Source organism: Larkinella soli (assembly GCF_003703975.1).
GTDB lineage: Bacteria > Bacteroidota > Bacteroidia > Cytophagales > Spirosomataceae > Larkinella > Larkinella soli.
Genome location: NZ_QTJY01000001.1, coordinates 296,837 through 313,508, shown reverse-complemented (window position 1 = coordinate 313,508; position 16,672 = coordinate 296,837). Strand labels below are relative to the sequence as shown.

The window sequence follows — 16,672 nt, the reverse complement described above, 5'->3', positions numbered from 1 at the left end:
ATTATATACCGGTTTATAATATTCCAGTGAACCTTTCAGCCCCGGAAGGTCCAAAATTAATTCTTTTGTTCGGAACTGTGATTATTCTTCGGCTCTGATTATTCTTGCAGGAAAGACAAAAAGCGTATGAATCCCCAGGATCGCATTAATGAACTTACCGACCGGCTGAACCATTATAATTATCAATATTACCAGAACAGCATTTCCGAAGTCGACGATTACACTTTTGATAAACTCCTGGAGGAACTCGTTGATCTTGAGAAAAATCACCCATCGTTCCGGCGGTCGGATTCCCCCACGCTTCGGGTCGGAGGTACCATCAGCAAGGAGTTTGCGACCGTTTACCACCGCTTTCCGATGCTGTCGCTCGGCAACACGTATTCCGAGACCGATCTGATCGAATTCGATGTCCGGGTCCGGAAAGGTCTGGACGGCGCCGATTATGAATACGTCTGCGAACTGAAATTCGACGGCGTTGCGCTGAGTATGACCTACGAAAACGGGGTACTCGTGCAGGGGGCCACGCGTGGAGACGGTGTCCGGGGAGACGACATCACCCATAACGTCCGGACCATTCGAACGATTCCGCTGAAAGTGGCCGATCCCCACGTCCCGGCGCTGTTCGAAGTACGGGGCGAAGGGTTTCTGCCGACGGCCGAGTTCGAACGCATCAACCGAGAACGGGAAGACATCGGAGAGCCGCTCCTGGCCAACCCCCGGAATGCAGCTTCCGGAACCTTCAAACTTCAGGACTCCTCCCTGGTTGCCAAAAGAAGGCTCGACTGCTTCCTGTATTCGTTCCTTTCGGAGCCGGAAGTGTTCAAAACCCACGAGGAAAGCCTGCAGGCCATGAAACGCTGGGGGTTCAACGTTTCTCAAAGCTGGCGTAAATGCACTTCCATTCTGGAAGTCATGGATTATATCCGGGAGTGGGAAACCGGCCGGTATGAACTGCCCCTGGCGACCGACGGCATTGTGATCAAGGTCAACTCCTACGACCAGCAGCGTCAACTCGGATTTACGGCCAAAAGTCCGCGCTGGGCCATCGCCTATAAATACAAGGCCCTCGCGGCCAGCACCACGCTCAACAGCGTCTCCTACCAGGTCGGTCGGACGGGGGCCGTCACCCCCGTCGCCAATCTGACACCGGTTCTGCTGGCCGGTACGGTGGTAAGACGAGCCTCTCTGCACAATTCCAATGAGATCCAGCGCCTGGGGGTTATGCTGCACGATACCGTCTTTATTGAGAAGGGCGGGGAAATCATCCCGAAGGTTACCGGTGTGGACCTCGGCAACCGGACCGATGCCAGCCGCCCGATCGTCTATCCGACCGAGTGTCCGGCCTGCGGAACGGCCCTGATCCGGCAGGAGGGAGAGGCCCATTTTTATTGTCCGAACGAGAAAGGCTGCCCTCCCCAGCGCCAGGCCCGATTCGAACATTTCATCCAGCGCCGGGCCATGAACATCGAGAGCTTGGGCGAAGGCAAGATCGAACTGCTCATCGACCGGGGGCTGGTAAAAAGCCCCGCCGACCTCTACGAACTGACCTTCGGGCAGCTGTTCGGGCTGGAAAAGAAATTTACGGATGAGGAAACCGGCAAAACCCGGGTAGTCAGTTTCAAGCAGAAAACCGTCGACAATATCCTGAACGCCATCGAACGCTCCAAAGCCCAGCCTTTCCGGAACGTCCTGTTCGCCCTCGGCATCCGGTACGTCGGCAATACGATCGCCGAAAAGCTGGCCGACTATTTCGGTAGTCTCGACGACCTCATGGCCGCACCTTACGAAACGCTGATCACCGCTCCGGAAGTGGGCGACCGGATTGCCCGGAGTCTGGTGGCCTGGTTTGCCGATTCGGAAAACCGTGTTTATGTGGAGCGGCTTCGGCTGGCGGGATTGCAGATGTCGCAGGAGCGGAAGGTGGTTGAAAAGAAGGGAGATACCCTGTCCGGAAAGACCTTCCTGTATACCGGTACGTTCACGAATTTCAGCCGGGAGGAACTGGAACGCGAGATCGATGCCCACGGCGGAAAGCTGGTGAGTGGGGTTTCCAAAAAACTCAGTTACCTCATTGTGGGCGAAAATGCCGGCCCTTCCAAGGTGGAAAAGGCTCAGAATCTGGGGGTACCGATGATCGGGGAGGACGAGTTTCTGGCTATGCTGACGGTTTGAGCCTACTGTTTTACGGCCAAAAACCCTACCTTTGTATAGAGATCCCGGTTCGTTTATCCCTATTTTTCCAGATCAAGTACATGAATTCTCGTTTCAAAGGCGTTGGGGTTGCCATGGTTACCCCCTTCAATGCCGACCTTTCCATCGACTATGCTGGATTCGGGCGGCTTATTCAGCACATTTCCGACGGTGGCGTCGATTATTTTGTGCTGCAAGGTACCACCGGTGAATCCCCGACGGTGGGCAAATCCGAAAAAAAGGAGCTTTTGCGGTTTCTGAAGGAGAATAACACAAGGCAGCTTCCGATTGTCTACGGGGTGGGCGGGAACGACACCTCCGAAGTGGTGGAAACGATAAAGAGTACAGATTTTCAGGGCGTCGACGCCATTCTGTCGGTCTGTCCCTATTACAATAAGCCGGGAAAACGGGGAGTTATCGAACATTTTACGCGGATTGCCGAGGCCAGCCCGGTGTCGGTCATCCTCTATAACATTCCGCCCCGGACCGGGATCAACATGTCGGCCGAGACGATCTGTACGCTGGCCCAGCATCCGAACATCATCGGGGTGAAAGAGGCTTCCTGCATCATCGAGCAGTGTATGGAGATCGTCCGCGACAAGCCGGAGGACTTCCTGCTCATTTCCGGCGATGACGTCCAGGCCGTACCCATCATCAGCATCGGGGGCTCCGGGGTCATGTCGGTCATCGCCAATGCCTTTCCGACGAAGTTCTCCGGCATGATTCACGCGGCCCTTCAGGGGGATTTCGGTTTTGCCTCCCGCGAACTGGGCCACTTCCTCCGCATCGATCCCCTGCTGTATGAAGAGGGCAACCCCGTCGGGGTGAAGAAAATCCTGGAAATCCTGGGCATCACCGGTTCAGGCGTCCGCCTGCCGCTGTATACGGCCTCCGATGACCTGGGCGAGCGGATGAAAACCGTCCTTCAGAAGGACCGGTTAGTGGAACTGGTGGCGTAAAGCCATCTTTATAACTAAAGGGCTAAAAAGGGTTACTCTGGAATAGTAACCCTTTTTAGCCCTTTCTTTTAAAAACCGTTCAACAAACCCTCAACTGGTCTGAAGCTGGTTTTCCAGTTCTTTAATCAGGAACAGGTTCCGGTTATAGAGCTGCTCCTGGCGTTCAATTTCATCAAGCTTCTGCTTTTTTACTTCGGGAGATACCTCGGGCATCTGAAGGAGCGGTGATCTTTTCAGATTGGCGATCAAGACTCCCTGGGCGTTGGTCTCTCTCCGGAGACGGGCTAACCGGTCGTTTAAGTCCTCCATGGCAAATGGCAAGTTAATGGTTACCAATCTATTAACAGGACTAAGTTGGAGGATTTCCCCGAAAAAGGCAAGGCCTGCCATGACCTTTTTCCGAAATTGATTGACCGGATTTCGTGACTTTCCGGCAATCCGGTCAATCCGGCTTTATTGGCGACGACCGCCGAAGAGCCGCGAAACCACCCAGATAACCAGGGCAATCAGGGCAACAACCAGAATGCCGCCCGTCCAGGCGCCGGCTTCAAATATATCTCCGATGACTTCGCAGCTCGTCAGGCTGACCATCAGAACCAGGAACAGACACAGAGAGTAGGTTACTCGCAGTATGCTTTTCATAACATGGTTGGTATAACAGTGAGAACATCGGGAGCAGTTTTTACGCTGACCCGTTTTCACTCAAACCGTTAAAAACCATGTTTGTTTAAGCGGAAATGCCTATACGTTCCACCAGTAGGTTAGTTTCACGACCAGCGCCCGGTTCTTTACCGACAGCGATCCGGGCAGGTAATTATCGGTATATACGATGAACAGGTCCGAAGCGGGTTGGTACCGCCACTGAAGGCGGGTGTTCAGGTTCACATTCTTCGCCTGTTCGTTGTATTGCATAAAGGCCGTGAAGAAAAGGGTGTTGGTCATCGTCAGATCCACCCGCGGCCCCACCAACCAGAAGTTGACCTTTCCCCATGGCTCGGGCAGGCTGATCCGGTTGTAGCTGGTGCTGACCGCCAGGCTTGCATACGGCTGAAACCGATACCCAAGCTGTGAAGTCACGTTCAACCGGGTTCCGTCCGCGTAATAGCCGCCATAGCGGGTAGAGACCGAATAGGTGAATAAGCTCTGCGGTTTGGAAATCAGGTCCGCTCCGAAAGCTTTCCAGTGGTGCCGGGTCCCGGCTTTGAGTTTGTCCAACCCGAGGTTGGTCGGGTCGAAATCCTGTAAAAGCCGCACGTAATCCGTTGCTACCCAGCCGTTCAGGGTAGCCCGGCTCCGGAAGGTGATCAGGTAGGAAAGAAAGGTCTCGTTATCCGACTGCCGGAACGATTTGTCGTAAAAATAGGTGGACTGGAGTGTCGGGCCGTGGGAAAGGATGGAGCCTCCTTTCGGGAAAAACGTATACCCGATCTGGCCGTTCCAGCGGAAATACCCCCGGCGCGGAACGTAACCTACTTCCGGGTTGTAATTCTGGCCGACATATTCGTACTGGCCCCCGATCAGCCAGCGACGGGTGTTATAGAGCAGGTTGGCGGCATGGGTGGCGTCGTGGCTGCGGACCCCGGGACTGAACGACTTCAGAAACAGCGCCTTACCCGTCCACTGGTTATTCGAAGAAGCCAGGTTGTATTCCAGGCCGAGGTTTCGGTTATATTGGGAATAGGCTGGTTTGCCGGCTTCCGGGGTATAATTGAGAGATTCCTTGTTGATCAGAATGGCGCCGATGTTAGACCGGGCAAACACCTGCCGCTGAAGGGCAACGACCGCAAAATTCTGGGCCGGCAGGCCGACTTCTCCTACCTTGCCCGTCTGCATATCCATGACCCCGATTCGCCAGTCCTTGTTCAGCTTCCCGCTTAGCCGGGCTCCGAAGTTGATCGGAACGCCCAGACCGATCCGCCGGGAGAAAAACGGCCGGATGCCGGCGTACCCGAAGTTGGTAAAAAGGTCGCCGTTTTCCAGGAAGAACTGACGCCGTTCCGGAAAAAACAGTTCGAAGCGGTCGAGGTTCGTTACCTGCTGGTCAACGTCCACCTGCGAAAAATCGGGGTTGACGGTCAGGTCCAGATTGAGAGAGGACGTTACGGCCACTTTAGCATCGACCCCGACGTCGCCGTGGAAGCGGGTCGGACCCTGTCCTTCCCGCTGGTAATCCCGTGAAAGGCCGCCGAGGGCATACGGAATAATGGAGACGTTCGTACCCACCTGCGGGGGCGGCTGGTCCCAGATCAGAATTCCGGTATAGGCCAGGGAAGCTGTCGGAAACTGCCGGGGCACCGGCGCCCAGCTGGATTTTTCGGTCGATTTCAGGTCCTGCCGGCTGAAGTTGATTCCCCATCGGGTAATGCCTTTTTTATACCGGATGGTCTTGAACGGGATGGCGGCCTCGAACACATACCGGTCGTCGTAATTTTTGACGGCCGAAATCCATTTGTTGTCCCAGCTCAGGTTGGCTTTTCCACCCTCATACAACAGGCCGTCCCATTGGGCTCCGACGGCATTGGCCCCGAAGGTGAAGCCGTTGGTCTGGTCGTCGAAGGTGTCCATGAAAAAGATAAAATTGTCGTTTTTTCCGAAATCCCAGTCCCGGCGCAGCGACTGCACCACTGGCCGGCCGGACCCCGTCGGGTCCAGGTAGCAGATGGCGACGATGTACAGATGCTGGCTGTCGTAGGTCATTTTTACGTCCGTCCGCAGCCTTGCCTGGCTGGTGTCCATCGGCAGTACCATGTAAAAATCACCGGCGGTTTCCGCGGCCTCCCAGGCGGGTTCATCCACAATCCCGTCGATCTTGAGAGGAGAACCTGCGGAACGGATATGGTATTGGTATGCTTCGTTTTTCTTTTGACCAAAGAGCGGAAAGCAGAATAGCAGGAAAATCAGGAACGGGTAAAGTTTCACAAAGGCGTTAATCAGGAACGGGTTCAGGAAATATTTTAAAATAGTTTCAAATGTAAAATGAAAAACGCTAAATCAGTAGAGTATACTGTTCAGCGTTTTTCAATTATCCTATTTTTCAATTTTCCGGGCTCAGTTGCCCACCATAAATACCGCGTTGCCGAACAGCAGTTTCCCGTTGTACCAGAATCCCCGGAAAAGCGGGTCGTCCATCATGTATACGATGCACCCCTTGCCGATCTCCTGAACGCCGTACAGGAGGGTATTGTTGAGCCGGGCTTTGGCATTTTTGCCGACAAAACCGGCCACATGGTTGTTCCGTGTCAGGTAACCGACGTTCCAGCCTTCTTTCAGGAAATCATAGTCATAGGTGTTCTGGACGAGCGCATAATACCCGTTCGGGTAGCCGAAGGCCAGCGGGTGGGTCGGGTCGAGGTCGACGCGGTACACACTGCCGGGCGTTTCGTCGGAAACGGCTTCCCGTTCACGATCCCCATATATTTTCAGCGAATCCAGGAGGTCGGATTCCCGTTTCGGCTTTTCTTTTACCGCCTTCTCCTCTTTCTTCCGCAGGCCGAATTCGGATTTGTCGGCGAAGAAGGTTGTCGACCGTTCCATGGCGATCAGTTTTCCGCCGGCCTGGACCCAGTCTCTCAGCTTCGACAGGGACCGGTCGTTCAGAATTTTACCGTATCCATAGCCCTGGGGAAGAATCAGCACGTCGATCCCGCTCAGGGAGGCCGTGGGCAATGCGTTGCCGTCGATGATGGTCAGCGGATAGGCCAGTTCCTGATCGAAATAATGCCAGACCTCTCCGAAAGAGGTGGGCGAGGTTACTTCCCCGGAAACAAGCGCCACCCGCGGGCTTTTCAAGGAAAAGACGCTTCCTGAACCGAAATCGGCCCCTTCGGCCACGAACCCGGTCGTGGCCGGAATCAGCCGGATGCCGTTGCGGGCGGCTTCCTGCCGGACCAGCTCGTGGAACCGTTCTCCAAACCGTTCATTGCCGGCCCGCGTGATGATGAGCGTGCCCGGCCCAAACTGCTGGTTGTCCTGTTTAAAGGATTTTTCGGAAACGCGGACGCGAATTTTGTTCTTCAGCAGCCCCGCCAGAAACTGCGCATCCTGCGCCGAATTCCAGCGAACCAGATAGGCATAGGGCTGGCCGGAGGGCAGAGGAGCCGGGGTGGTGGCCGCCGTCGGGTAGGGGGCCGGATTCAGCCGCTCCTTCAGGCCATAAGCCCGCAGGCCGTAGGCATAGGGAATCGACCAGGAAGTAATGTCATAGGTCACTGAATCTTCCAGCACCGAAGTAGGCTCGAACAGAATTTTCAGGAGGGTGGATTTCGGCTGAAAGGCGCTGATGACCAGGTCCGCCTGGTCGACCGTCATCGATTCATTTTTCTGGGACCGGTAACTGAATCCCTGCACTTTCTGCGATTTTCCGGCGATTCCGTACCGGATCTGGTTGTTATCCAGCAGCCGGCGCAGGGCGTTGATGCGGCCCTCGTCTCCGGCGGTTTTGATGACGTAGCTACGGAACTCACCCACCGGATTGCTCTGGGCTTTTTCGAAGAAGGAGACGAAGTTTTTGACGACCAGATCCGGGCGGTCGGCGACGGATTCGAGGGTGGCGAAGCTGGCGGACACATGATGATCGATGCGTTGCCGCAGGGTCAGAGTGTCGCCGTCGTTTTTCTGGTAGGCCAGGCCGGCCCGACCTCCGCCCCCCTGTTCGAACGTCATCCCGATGGCGCCGTTATAGGTCGGCCAGGTATCGCCGTAGCTTGGGTAAAACAGGTCGAAGTTTTCGCGGGTGAAATAGAGCCAGCCGTTCTTATCGAAATACCGGGTGTTATACTGGCCGATGATCTGCTGGAACTCCCGCTGCCAGGGGGTAATGTCCTCGTGGTACGGTTTGGCCGAAGGGGCGAAGTAATAAGGGCTTTCCGGCCCCATTTCGTGAAAATCGGCGTGCAGGTGGGGCATCCACTGCTGATACAGGGCCATCCGCTGCTGCGTAATCTCCTGCGTCTGCCACGCCCAGTCGCGGTTGGGGTCGAACACATAATGGGTATACCGGCCGCCGGGCCAGGGTTCACTGTGTTCGCGGGCCAGTTGGGAGGGGTCGGGACGGCTTCCGACCATCTGGTTGTACCAGTTGACGTAGCGGTCGTGACCGTCGGGGTTGAGCCCCGGGTCCAGAATGACCACCGTCGACGAGAGGATTTTTCGGGAAACCGGATTAGCCGGATCCAGCAGATCGGCCAGAACCAGCATGAAGGCTTCCGAACTGACGGCCTCATTCCCGTGAACGTTATAACTGAGCCAGGCGATCGGCGGCTGGGGTGCGTTTGTCGGCCGGTTGTCGGCCCCCGGCATCAGACCGATCCGCTTCAGGTTATTGGTTCGGATTTCGTCCAGACGCGCCAGATTCTGTTCGGAAGATACCACCACGGCCATCAGCGGGCGGCCTTCGAAGGTGGTTCCGTAGGGCAATAATTTCACCTTCCCGGGAAACTGGCGGGCCGCATATTCCGCATAATTCAGAACCCGGTGGTGGGGCGTGAACCGCTGGCCGATGGGATACCCCAGAAATTGGTCCGGTGGCTGTAAGGTAGTCTGGGCGAGGGAGGTCAGAGCGAAGAGAAAACTCCAGCCGAGCAAAAAAAGGCGATTCATGAAATGAAAGAAGCGAAAATGAACGGTCATTCTTCAAAAATACTTCGAAAGCGGAAATCCGCATAGAAACGATTAAAAATTCATTTTTTCTAAAGATAGGTTTGCATGAATCAGTAAAAAACCTACCTTTGCACCACAATTTCAGAAACAGGGTTTGGGTTTCGCGCCCCGGGTTTCGCACCGCCGTTCTCTACCGGCTCGAAGCTCTGCAAAACACAAGCCGGGAACTGAACTTGGCCGATTCGTCTAGCGGTTAGGACGCGGCCCTTTCACGGCTGAAACACGGGTTCGATTCCCGTATCGGTCACCAGAGTACCGATTACCATCATAGAAACCACGTTCGATTTCAACCCCATTTCCTGCGGAAAAAACGGACGACGGAAGTCTAAACATGGCCGATTCGTCTAGCGGTTAGGACGCGGCCCTTTCACGGCTGAAACACGGGTTCGATTCCCGTATCGGTCACTCTGCCCCCTTATCAGGGACTACTGATTCAAAGCAAAAACCCCGGCAGTTTTGTCGGGGTTTTTGCTTTTTGAGCTTCCGGCCGGTCAAAACCGGAAGAATAGGTATGGTTTTTGTCCGGTAATTAGCGGCCCGACCGCATACGATTTGCGGTGCGGCCCACTTGTTTCCCTCAACGTGCAGACTTAGCAGGTATGAAAAAAGTTTTGGCTTTGGTAGGTTTCCTGGCTCTGGCCGGCTACGGTGCCCCGGCCCAGCAGCATCCCGACCCGTTTAACCGGCCCCGCAGTGCTCAATCGTTCAATGATCCGTTCTCTCGCGGAGATGCCATTCGGTCCACCTTCCGGTCTTCCCTGAACACCTCGGCCAACGTCCTGAGCCGGACGGTTTTCCGGACGTCGATTTCACCGGCGGCGGCCGCAGCCAGAAGCCGGATGAAACCCCTGTATCCCAATCAGGTCCCTTCCTCTCTGCCCTACGATCCTTCCCGATCACTGCCTTCCCGGTCTTATATGAATTCCCTCAGCAGCAGTTCCTACCTGCCGAAATCCATGGCTACCCTGCCGGGTCTGATGTCGACCTCCATGAAATAGGGAAACCGGGAAGAATGGCGGAATTTACTCTTCGATCGTGTCGGGTTCGATTTTCCGAAGTTCCAGATCGACCTGCTGCTTGAGACGCAGCAGGATATTCGTGTGGGATAACTTGCGACGGGTTCGGTCCTCCAGCGAAAGGGGGGTAGAAGAATCGGTACTCAGGGAGGTTTCGGATAGGAGGCTGGTCAGGGTGTTCAGCAATTGCTGCTGGAGAAGGGTCAGCTGGCTGATGAGCGGCTGCTGGTGCAAGTCACCCTGTTCAAGTTTTTCAATCAGATCAGTCAGCAGATTGTAAAGATCCTGTATTTCGTTGACCACGGCACGCCAGTTCTTTTCAATTACCTCGTGCTCAGGCAAATCGTCTTCTGCGCTATGTAAGTCCCGAGCCAGCACGTGTTTGATGGTATAGTTGGTACAACAGCGTACTGTGTAAAAATACATAGGTAGTTTTACATGAAAAAGGGATTTGTTAAGTTTTATTCTAAATTATTTCTGAACGGCCTGCGGTATTCCCGAAAAGCTATACGTAAATCATTTTTCGGGTCATTCCCCCATCTACGATAAAATTCTGTCCGGTAATAAACGAGTTCGAGTCGTTGATCAAAAAAAGGATCATCCGGGCGATGTCGTCGGCCTGCCCGACGCGGCCGGACGGATGCTGGCCGTGGTCTTCCGGGCGCAGCTGGTCGGCTTTGGCTTTGGCTCTTTTCCTCAGAGCGGAAACGTCGATCCAGCCCGGACTGATGGAATTGACCCGAACATCCGGGCCGAGGCTGACGGCCAGGGAATGGGTCAGCGCGTAAATTCCGCCTTTGGATGCGGAATAGGCAAACGTATCCGGCTCCGACTGAAAAGCCCGCGTCGAACACAGGTTGACGATACTGCCCTGCTGTTCGGCCAGAAAGGGAGCCGCATACTTGGCGCAGAGGAAGCTGCCCGTCAGATTGATGCCGATGACTTTGTTCCAGTCCTCGAACGTAAACCGGTCGAGAGGTTTTACGAGGTTGACGGCCGCGTTGTTGATCAAATGGTTGATCTGTCCAAACCGGTCCGCCGTCTGCCGGACGGCATTTTTTACGGACGTTTCCGAAGAAACGTCGCAGTTGATCACCAGTGCTTTGGAGTTGGAGGCCTTTATCGAATCATTCAGTTCTTCCAGAGCCTCCGGGTCGTTTTCCCAAACAGAGACGCGGTAACCGTGTGTTAGAAGATACTGTGTAGTGACACGTCCGATCCCCTGCGCTCCCCCGGTCACAATGACAGTTTGCATGTATTCTTTGGATATTTGCCCCTAACTTAGCCACGAATGCTGAAAGTTGCCTATAATCCTATCTACCGACACCCGCTGCCGGAGGGCCACCGCTTTCCGATGAGCAAATATGAACTGATTCATGACCAGCTGCTTTATGAAGGCACGCTGCGTCCGGAGAACTTCTTTTCACCCCGGCCGGTGGAGGACCGCTGGGTACTTGGCGTTCATACCGAAGATTACGTCCGGCGGCTCAAAACCCTGACCGTTCCCCCGGCCATGATCCGCCGAATCGGTTTTCCGCTGTCTGCCGGACTGATCAGCCGGGAATGGATCATTACGCAGGGGACGATTGATTGCAGCCTGATTGCCCGCAGGGACGGGGTGGCGCTCAATGTTGCCGGGGGCACCCACCATGCCTTTCCCGACCGGGGGGAGGGTTTCTGCCTGCTCAATGATGTGGCCGTGGCGGCATCTTACCTCCTGGAAAACGGGCTGGCCCGTAAAATTCTGATCATCGACCTGGACGTTCACCAGGGAAACGGAACGGCGGTGATTTTCAGGCAGGAACCCCGAGTGTTTACCTTCAGTATGCACGGCCGGGACAACTATCCGCTGCACAAGGAAACCTCGGACCTCGACATCGAAATCCCGACCGGAACAACCGACGATCCCTACCTAAACCGGCTTTACGATACCATCCCTTTTCTGCTGAAAGAACAAAAGCCCGATTTTCTGTTTTATATTTCCGGCGTCGATATTCTGGAAACCGACCGGCTCGGCAAACTGAAAATCTCGCGGGACGGTTGCCGTCAGCGCGATGCGTATATTTTTGGCGAAGCATTACGGGCCGGTTTACCCATTGCCGTTTCGATGGGGGGAGGGTATTCGATCCGGATCGCCGACATCGTCGAAGCGCATTGTAATACCTTCCGGATAGCGGAGAAACTGTATTTCTGATAGGATGAAAACGTATGTATTGACTCTCGGTCTGGTGACCGGTCTGCTGCAATCGGCCCTGGCCCAACAGCCCACCGGCACCCCGGATGAAAACCGGCGTCGGTTTCGCCGGGTCGAAACCCGGACCACCACCACGAAACTTTACCCCGAACGGGATTCGATTCTTGCCATCCTGCAACGCCGGATGACGCTGCTCAACCAGCGGGGGGGTGGGGGAAATCCGGCTTCCTACTTCACCGAAACGGCCAGGATCACCGACACCGACGGAATCGCCAAATCGCCGGCCGAATACCAGTCCATGCGCGACGGCCTGAAATTCTGGAATTACAAGGTTAGAAAGCTGGAGATCAACGAAGGCACGGCCAAAGCGGTGGAAGAATATGACTTTGCCCCGCCGGCCGGCAGCAGTTCGACCACCCCGCCCGACCAGAAGGCCACCGTTACCAGCGAACTGCGGAAAGGGGCCGACGGGCAATGGCGGATTACCCAGATGCGGGTGGCGGCCGGTAAGTAGTCAGATTTCATACTTTCAACAGGCTACCAATGAGCCGATACCGTTTCAGCATTGACCTGGGGGAAACCTTTACCGATTTCGTTTTAATCGATGAGGCCGGCAGGCTTTCCATCAAAAAGATTCCGACCACCTTTCATGACTCCATTCGCAGCCTGGTTGACGATGTCAACCAGTTCGTTAAGGTGGAGAATCAGGCCCCGGTCGAAGCCGTCGAGGCCCACATGGTGGGAATGAGTGTCCAGATGCCACCCGAAAGTGCCATCGACTGTGTTCGTCATCTGGAGCAGGAACTTCGATCGGAGGGATGGAACTGCGGCATCCGGCTGGTAGCGACGGACGGCCGCCTGCTGTCGGTGGAGGAGGCCGCGGCAGATCCTGAACAGATCATGAACCCCCGCATCGGTGGGGTCGTTACCGGCCAGTTTTTCGGTCGGCAGATCGGGCGAAAAAACCTGATCCTTCTCCGCATCGGCGGCTCCTCGGCCCTGATTGCCATGCTGGACGAAGTTTCCGATGAAGCTCCCACTGAAATCCTTGTTCAGGCAGGGCGCAGCCTTTCCATCGGAGGCAACAGTTATGTCGGGATCGATTCCGAGGGCGCCATTACCATCCTCACCGACCATGCCACTCCGGGACCGGGTCCGGCCTGTTTCAACCGGGGAGGTACCCGTCCGACGCTGACCGACGTCGACCTGATCCTTGGGTACCTCAACCGGGATTTTTTCCTGTACGGGGCAATTCCGCTCAGTATGGAAGCCGCCCGCCGGGCCATTGACGAACATATCGCCCGCCCGCTGGCCCTCACCGTGGAGGAGGCCTCCATGCGGGTGTGCCGTCAGATGGAAAAACAGATCGCGGATGTGGTGCGGGAACTGGCTGGTAACCAACCTGTTGATTTTTCGCGGTATACGATGCTGGCTTTCGGGGGGGCCGGGCCGGTTCATGCCAGCGATATCTCCCTGGAACTTGGCATCAAGGAATTTGTCGTCCCGGTCGGGGCTGGAGTGGCATCCGCCCTGGGTTACCTGCTCGCCGTTCCGGACGATGCCAACTGGAAAACGCCCCCGATCATCTACCGTGCCGGCTACTACAATCCCAAAAACCGGGAGGGAGATTTTCACGCCCTGAAGGGGTATCGTTCCGTGTATTACGAAACGGATCTGATTCCCTGCGGCTGCCCGATTTACGACCGGGCGGGAATTCGGGCGGATGATTCGCTTTCGGGACCGGCCATCATCGAAGGACCCGAAACGACGGTGGTCATCCGGGAAAAGAGTTTTGCCCAGATGGATTCCTTCCGAAACCTTCGGATCAGTTTGCGATAAGCGGGTCGTCCGGCGGGTTTAGCCGTTATACACCGAGAAAGAAGCGATGCAGTCGAACTTCTTATACCGGTCGCGGCCCGGCGGTCGGGCATAGACATGGAAGGTAGACCAGCCCCGGCGCGGAACCTTGAAGGTCAGTTGCTGGAGACTTCCGTTCCGCTCCACCCGTAAGGGGACTTCCACGCCTTTGGATTGCCCGAAGGGACTAACCGTACAGAGGTATTCGACCGACTGGTCGTTTTGCAGGGTGATCTCTCCAACCCCCTGGGTTTTCACCTGTCCATCGCGAGGGAAGTCGGGTCCGAAGCCCAGCCGGAAATAAGGATCATACAGTTTCGGAAACCGGTCGAACTCCGTCTTGCTGACCGGCTGGGCGAGAAGCTGCCAGCGCGGATCGGTCGGAAAATGTTGGGCGACAAACTGTTCGGGCGGGGTCAGGAAAAAGAAGTCGTTGCTGGTATCTCCCTGAGTCGCCGTCGTGACTGCCCAGGCCAGGTCCAGCAGATACCATTCCCCTTCGATGTTCACCGCATTCCATTCGTGGTCGACCACCTTTACCGGCTGGCCCGCTTCCCGGTCCTCGGTGCGGGCGTACCCACGAATGCTGACGGCCTGAACGCCCGCCCGCTTCAGCAGATATTTGAAGAGCAACGAATAACCCGTACAGAGTCCCTTTCGCTGGCGGAGGACCCGATTGGCATACTCCAGTTCGGAGTAATACCGCTGGGAACTGCGGTTGCGGACGGCCTCCATATCATACCGGATATGCGATACCATCCAGGCATAGATCACCCGAACCTTGTCCATGTCGGTTCGGGCAGGCCCTGTGAGATAATCGGATAAACCCGCAATACTTCGGGTATACTGGTCCGGAGTATTGCGGGCATACGCGTCGATCCGGTTATAGTTTTCGACCGGAAACGAGGTTCGGGCGGGTTTGAAGCCGCTAAACAGAGTCAGTACAAGTACGAGAGGCAGGAATCGGCGGCACATATTCGAACAACACTTCGACCTAAAAACTGTATTGCGGATCGATTTATTGTTGACTCGGCCGGATTGCCTGAAAAACCGCTTACATGAGAATATCCTGAACCGCCTGAAGCCGTTCGGGAACGCCGGTTTCGCCGAGCATTTCTTTTAGATCAATCTCGACATTGCGGCAGATGGCGGACAGCGGAACGTCGTTGATGCTGTTCTCAAACGGGTTTTCACTGGTGTCGCCGATTACCTCCATCGTATAGAACACCCAGGCGATGACGGTATAGAACGGAATGGTCAGCCAGGTGTACCAGTCGCCCATCTTAGCCATTTCGCCCAGCAGCCCGTAGGGCAGGACAAAGATGAACAGCCAAACGAACAGGAACCCGAAAAATGCATATTGACGCGGGAACGGGAAGGATTTGATCCGTTCGCAGGCCCCCTGCTGGTTATAAAATTCGACCAGAAGGCGCTGCAGTTCCGCATGGTAATAGTCGGAGAGGAGCCCCCTGGCCCGTAAATCTCTCAGGTCGGCCGACTGGTTCCGGATCAGATGCGTGGCCGGATTCTGTTTCCTGAGGACCGACTCTACCTCTTCTTTGGATAGAAACTGGCCTAGTTCCTTATCCAGGTCATTCTGCCGGAAGGCTTCGATATGCTCGATGATTTCATGCTCCGCCCCGACACATTCCTGCCAGACCGTCCGACGGCGAAGCTGAATCCGGAGAGCGTTCAGATAGGCGATATTGCGGTAGATCAGCCGTTCGCGGATGCAGCGGAGTTCTTTCTCCGCTACTGACCCCGGGTCGTCGCGGTCGACAATGTAGTCGCAGACCATGATGGCCCAGGACCGGCTGGCGTTCACCAGGCTGCCCCAGATCCGACGGCCCTCCCAAAGCCGTTCGTAGGACGAGTTGTTCTTGAAACCGACGTAAAAGGCAACGGCCGTACCGATCAGACCGATGGGCAGGAAAGGAACGGCCAGGGAATGCCAGCCGGCAATCTGGAACAGCAAACAAATCAGGGTGGAATACGCCAGGAAAAACAAAACCGGGCGCCAGGCGAAAGGGAGGATAATCCGGAGCGGAACACGTTTGGCAGTGAACATGGAAAGTGTGGTTATGGTTGGTGATGAAAAACGTACGGGAGAATAAAAAAGACCTGCATGCGCTCGGGCCATGCAGGTCTTTTTTTAGATTCCACCGGGCCGCCCGGGAATCAGTGGGCTGCCCGAAGACCCGGAAACCGCTGCTGAAGCAGGTAATAACCGCCAAAGAGCAGGGTGCTGAAGGTAAGATCACCGAGAACGCCGTTCAGGAAAAAGGACTGCCCGTTGTAAAAGGCCAGACCGGCCGTATAACAACTCATCAGACCTTCGAAGGTCTGGGGGTAGAAACGGCTGCCGTCCCACACCGCGTAGTTGGTGATCAGGAAAAACAGAAGGGAAGAGGCCAGGGAAACCAGGGCCACCCGACCGGCGGTCACTTTTTTCAGGAAAAGTACCCCCAGGGTCCAGGTCAGAACAAAAGAACCGTAGACGGCGGCCATCGTCCCATGGAAGCCGAGCAGCAGGTCACTGACCAGCATGGCCGCCAGCGGTACGACCAGCCCCTGCCATTTCCTGGGGAAAGTGGCCGCCCCGAACAGGGCGATGGCGGCAATGGGCGTAAAATTGAACGGATGAGGCAGAAGCCGGCTGAGGGCCGTCAGAAAAACAATGATAATCAGCGATGTCGTGCGAATATGAACAGACTTCATGAACAATAGTACCGGAACGGGTAGTTGACTGTTGAATGATCGGGATCCGACCTTCCGAACCGGGATGCGGCAGTAGGAAG

General features: G+C 55.6%; 15 protein-coding genes and 2 tRNA genes. 8 read left to right on the top strand and 9 right to left on the bottom strand.

Features of this window, described 5'->3' with window-relative positions; all coding sequences use genetic code 11:
- Positions 1–126: 126 nt before the first annotated feature.
- Positions 127–2,172 carry an NAD-dependent DNA ligase LigA gene (ligA, locus tag DX909_RS03205; RefSeq protein ID WP_128543605.1) on the top strand — a complete coding sequence of 682 codons (2,046 nt, stop codon included), beginning with the start codon at positions 127–129 and terminating at the stop codon, positions 2,170–2,172.
- Positions 2,173–2,252: 80 nt separating this feature from the next.
- Positions 2,253–3,149 (top strand): 4-hydroxy-tetrahydrodipicolinate synthase, encoded by an 897-nt coding sequence (gene dapA, locus DX909_RS03200; RefSeq protein WP_128543604.1) that lies wholly within the window; start codon positions 2,253–2,255, stop codon positions 3,147–3,149.
- Positions 3,150–3,239: 90 nt separating this feature from the next.
- Here dapA and DX909_RS03195 read toward each other — a convergent pair whose 3' ends face one another.
- The 4 genes from DX909_RS03195 to DX909_RS03180 all read right to left on the bottom strand — a co-directional run bounded on the left by DX909_RS03195 (position 3,240) and on the right by DX909_RS03180 (position 8,747).
- Positions 3,240–3,458, bottom strand: a complete 219-nt coding sequence (locus tag DX909_RS03195; RefSeq protein WP_128543603.1) for a hypothetical protein — start codon at positions 3,456–3,458, stop codon at positions 3,240–3,242.
- A 144-nt stretch (positions 3,459–3,602) separates the two neighbouring features.
- Complete coding sequence (locus tag DX909_RS03190) at positions 3,603–3,791, bottom strand: hypothetical protein (protein WP_128543602.1); 189 nt, start codon at positions 3,789–3,791, stop codon at positions 3,603–3,605.
- A 99-nt stretch (positions 3,792–3,890) separates the two neighbouring features.
- Complete coding sequence (locus tag DX909_RS03185) at positions 3,891–6,068, bottom strand: carbohydrate binding family 9 domain-containing protein (RefSeq protein ID WP_128543601.1); 2,178 nt, start codon at positions 6,066–6,068, stop codon at positions 3,891–3,893.
- Positions 6,069–6,197: 129 nt separating this feature from the next.
- Positions 6,198–8,747, bottom strand: a complete 2,550-nt coding sequence (locus tag DX909_RS03180) for a M14 family metallopeptidase (protein WP_128543600.1) — start codon at positions 8,745–8,747, stop codon at positions 6,198–6,200.
- 235 nt (positions 8,748–8,982) lie between these two features.
- Here DX909_RS03180 and DX909_RS03175 point away from each other — a divergent pair.
- The 3 genes from DX909_RS03175 (at position 8,983) to DX909_RS03165 (ending at position 9,805) form a co-directional block, all read left to right on the top strand.
- Positions 8,983–9,057: transfer RNA gene (locus tag DX909_RS03175), tRNA-Glu, on the top strand.
- Positions 9,058–9,140: 83 nt separating this feature from the next.
- Positions 9,141–9,212, top strand: a tRNA-Glu gene (locus tag DX909_RS03170).
- A gap of 194 nt (positions 9,213–9,406) precedes the next feature.
- The gene (locus DX909_RS03165) at positions 9,407–9,805 is read left to right on the top strand and encodes a hypothetical protein (RefSeq protein WP_128543599.1); all 399 of its coding nucleotides are present in this window, start codon (positions 9,407–9,409) and stop codon (positions 9,803–9,805) included.
- Positions 9,806–9,829: 24 nt separating this feature from the next.
- Here DX909_RS03165 and DX909_RS03160 read toward each other — a convergent pair whose 3' ends face one another.
- Both DX909_RS03160 and DX909_RS03155 read right to left on the bottom strand, forming a co-directional pair.
- Positions 9,830–10,165: a hypothetical protein gene (locus tag DX909_RS03160; protein WP_128543598.1), complete on the bottom strand. Its 336-nt coding sequence runs from the start codon at positions 10,163–10,165 to the stop codon at positions 9,830–9,832.
- Between the two features lie 163 nt (positions 10,166–10,328).
- Positions 10,329–11,078: an SDR family oxidoreductase gene (locus DX909_RS03155; protein WP_128543597.1), complete on the bottom strand. Its 750-nt coding sequence runs from the start codon at positions 11,076–11,078 to the stop codon at positions 10,329–10,331.
- Between the two features lie 36 nt (positions 11,079–11,114).
- Between DX909_RS03155 and DX909_RS03150 the strand changes: the two genes are divergently transcribed.
- Genes DX909_RS03150 through DX909_RS03140 form a run of 3 tightly spaced genes read left to right on the top strand, consistent with a single transcriptional unit; the run spans position 11,115 to position 13,856 of the window.
- On the top strand, positions 11,115–12,017 hold the full coding sequence (locus DX909_RS03150) for a histone deacetylase family protein (protein ID WP_128543596.1): 903 nt from the start codon (positions 11,115–11,117) through the stop codon (positions 12,015–12,017).
- A 4-nt stretch (positions 12,018–12,021) separates the two neighbouring features.
- On the top strand, positions 12,022–12,531 hold the full coding sequence (locus tag DX909_RS03145) for a Cif family virulence factor (RefSeq protein ID WP_128543595.1): 510 nt from the start codon (positions 12,022–12,024) through the stop codon (positions 12,529–12,531).
- Positions 12,532–12,560: 29 nt separating this feature from the next.
- Entirely contained in the window at positions 12,561–13,856 is a 1,296-nt protein-coding gene (locus tag DX909_RS03140) for a hydantoinase/oxoprolinase family protein (RefSeq protein ID WP_128543594.1), read from the top strand.
- An 18-nt stretch (positions 13,857–13,874) separates the two neighbouring features.
- Here the strand turns inward: DX909_RS03140 and DX909_RS03135 are convergent, their stop codons facing one another.
- From DX909_RS03135 to DX909_RS03125, 3 genes are all read right to left on the bottom strand, one after another.
- Entirely contained in the window at positions 13,875–14,849 is a 975-nt protein-coding gene (locus DX909_RS03135) for a transglutaminase domain-containing protein (RefSeq protein ID WP_128543593.1), read from the bottom strand.
- Between the two features lie 79 nt (positions 14,850–14,928).
- The gene (locus DX909_RS03130) at positions 14,929–15,942 is read right to left on the bottom strand and encodes a bestrophin family protein (RefSeq protein ID WP_128543592.1); all 1,014 of its coding nucleotides are present in this window, start codon (positions 15,940–15,942) and stop codon (positions 14,929–14,931) included.
- A 110-nt stretch (positions 15,943–16,052) separates the two neighbouring features.
- Complete coding sequence (locus tag DX909_RS03125; protein WP_128543591.1) at positions 16,053–16,592, bottom strand: DUF6580 family putative transport protein; 540 nt, start codon at positions 16,590–16,592, stop codon at positions 16,053–16,055.
- Between the last annotated feature and the right edge of the window lie 80 nt (positions 16,593–16,672).

Excerpts from the sequence above, each read along its gene's own strand:
- DX909_RS03195 (WP_128543603.1), bottom strand. The coding sequence starts at position 3,458 with ATGGAGGACTTAAACGACCGGTTAGCCCGTCTCCGGAGAGAGACCAAC.
- dapA (WP_128543604.1), top strand. The coding sequence starts at position 2,253 with ATGAATTCTCGTTTCAAAGGCGTTGGGGTTGCCATGGTTACCCCCTTC.
- DX909_RS03145 (WP_128543595.1), top strand. The coding sequence starts at position 12,022 with ATGAAAACGTATGTATTGACTCTCGGTCTGGTGACCGGTCTGCTGCAA.
- DX909_RS03155 (WP_128543597.1), bottom strand. The coding sequence starts at position 11,078 with ATGCAAACTGTCATTGTGACCGGGGGAGCGCAGGGGATCGGACGTGTC.
- DX909_RS03190 (WP_128543602.1), bottom strand. The coding sequence starts at position 3,791 with ATGAAAAGCATACTGCGAGTAACCTACTCTCTGTGTCTGTTCCTGGTT.
- DX909_RS03165 (WP_128543599.1), top strand. The coding sequence starts at position 9,407 with ATGAAAAAAGTTTTGGCTTTGGTAGGTTTCCTGGCTCTGGCCGGCTAC.
- DX909_RS03125 (WP_128543591.1), bottom strand. The coding sequence starts at position 16,592 with ATGAAGTCTGTTCATATTCGCACGACATCGCTGATTATCATTGTTTTT.
- DX909_RS03180 (WP_128543600.1), bottom strand. The coding sequence starts at position 8,747 with ATGAATCGCCTTTTTTTGCTCGGCTGGAGTTTTCTCTTCGCTCTGACC.
- DX909_RS03150 (WP_128543596.1), top strand. The coding sequence starts at position 11,115 with ATGCTGAAAGTTGCCTATAATCCTATCTACCGACACCCGCTGCCGGAG.
- DX909_RS03130 (WP_128543592.1), bottom strand. The coding sequence starts at position 15,942 with ATGTTCACTGCCAAACGTGTTCCGCTCCGGATTATCCTCCCTTTCGCC.
- DX909_RS03135 (WP_128543593.1), bottom strand. The coding sequence starts at position 14,849 with ATGTGCCGCCGATTCCTGCCTCTCGTACTTGTACTGACTCTGTTTAGC.
- DX909_RS03140 (WP_128543594.1), top strand. The coding sequence starts at position 12,561 with ATGAGCCGATACCGTTTCAGCATTGACCTGGGGGAAACCTTTACCGAT.
- ligA (WP_128543605.1), top strand. The coding sequence starts at position 127 with ATGAATCCCCAGGATCGCATTAATGAACTTACCGACCGGCTGAACCAT.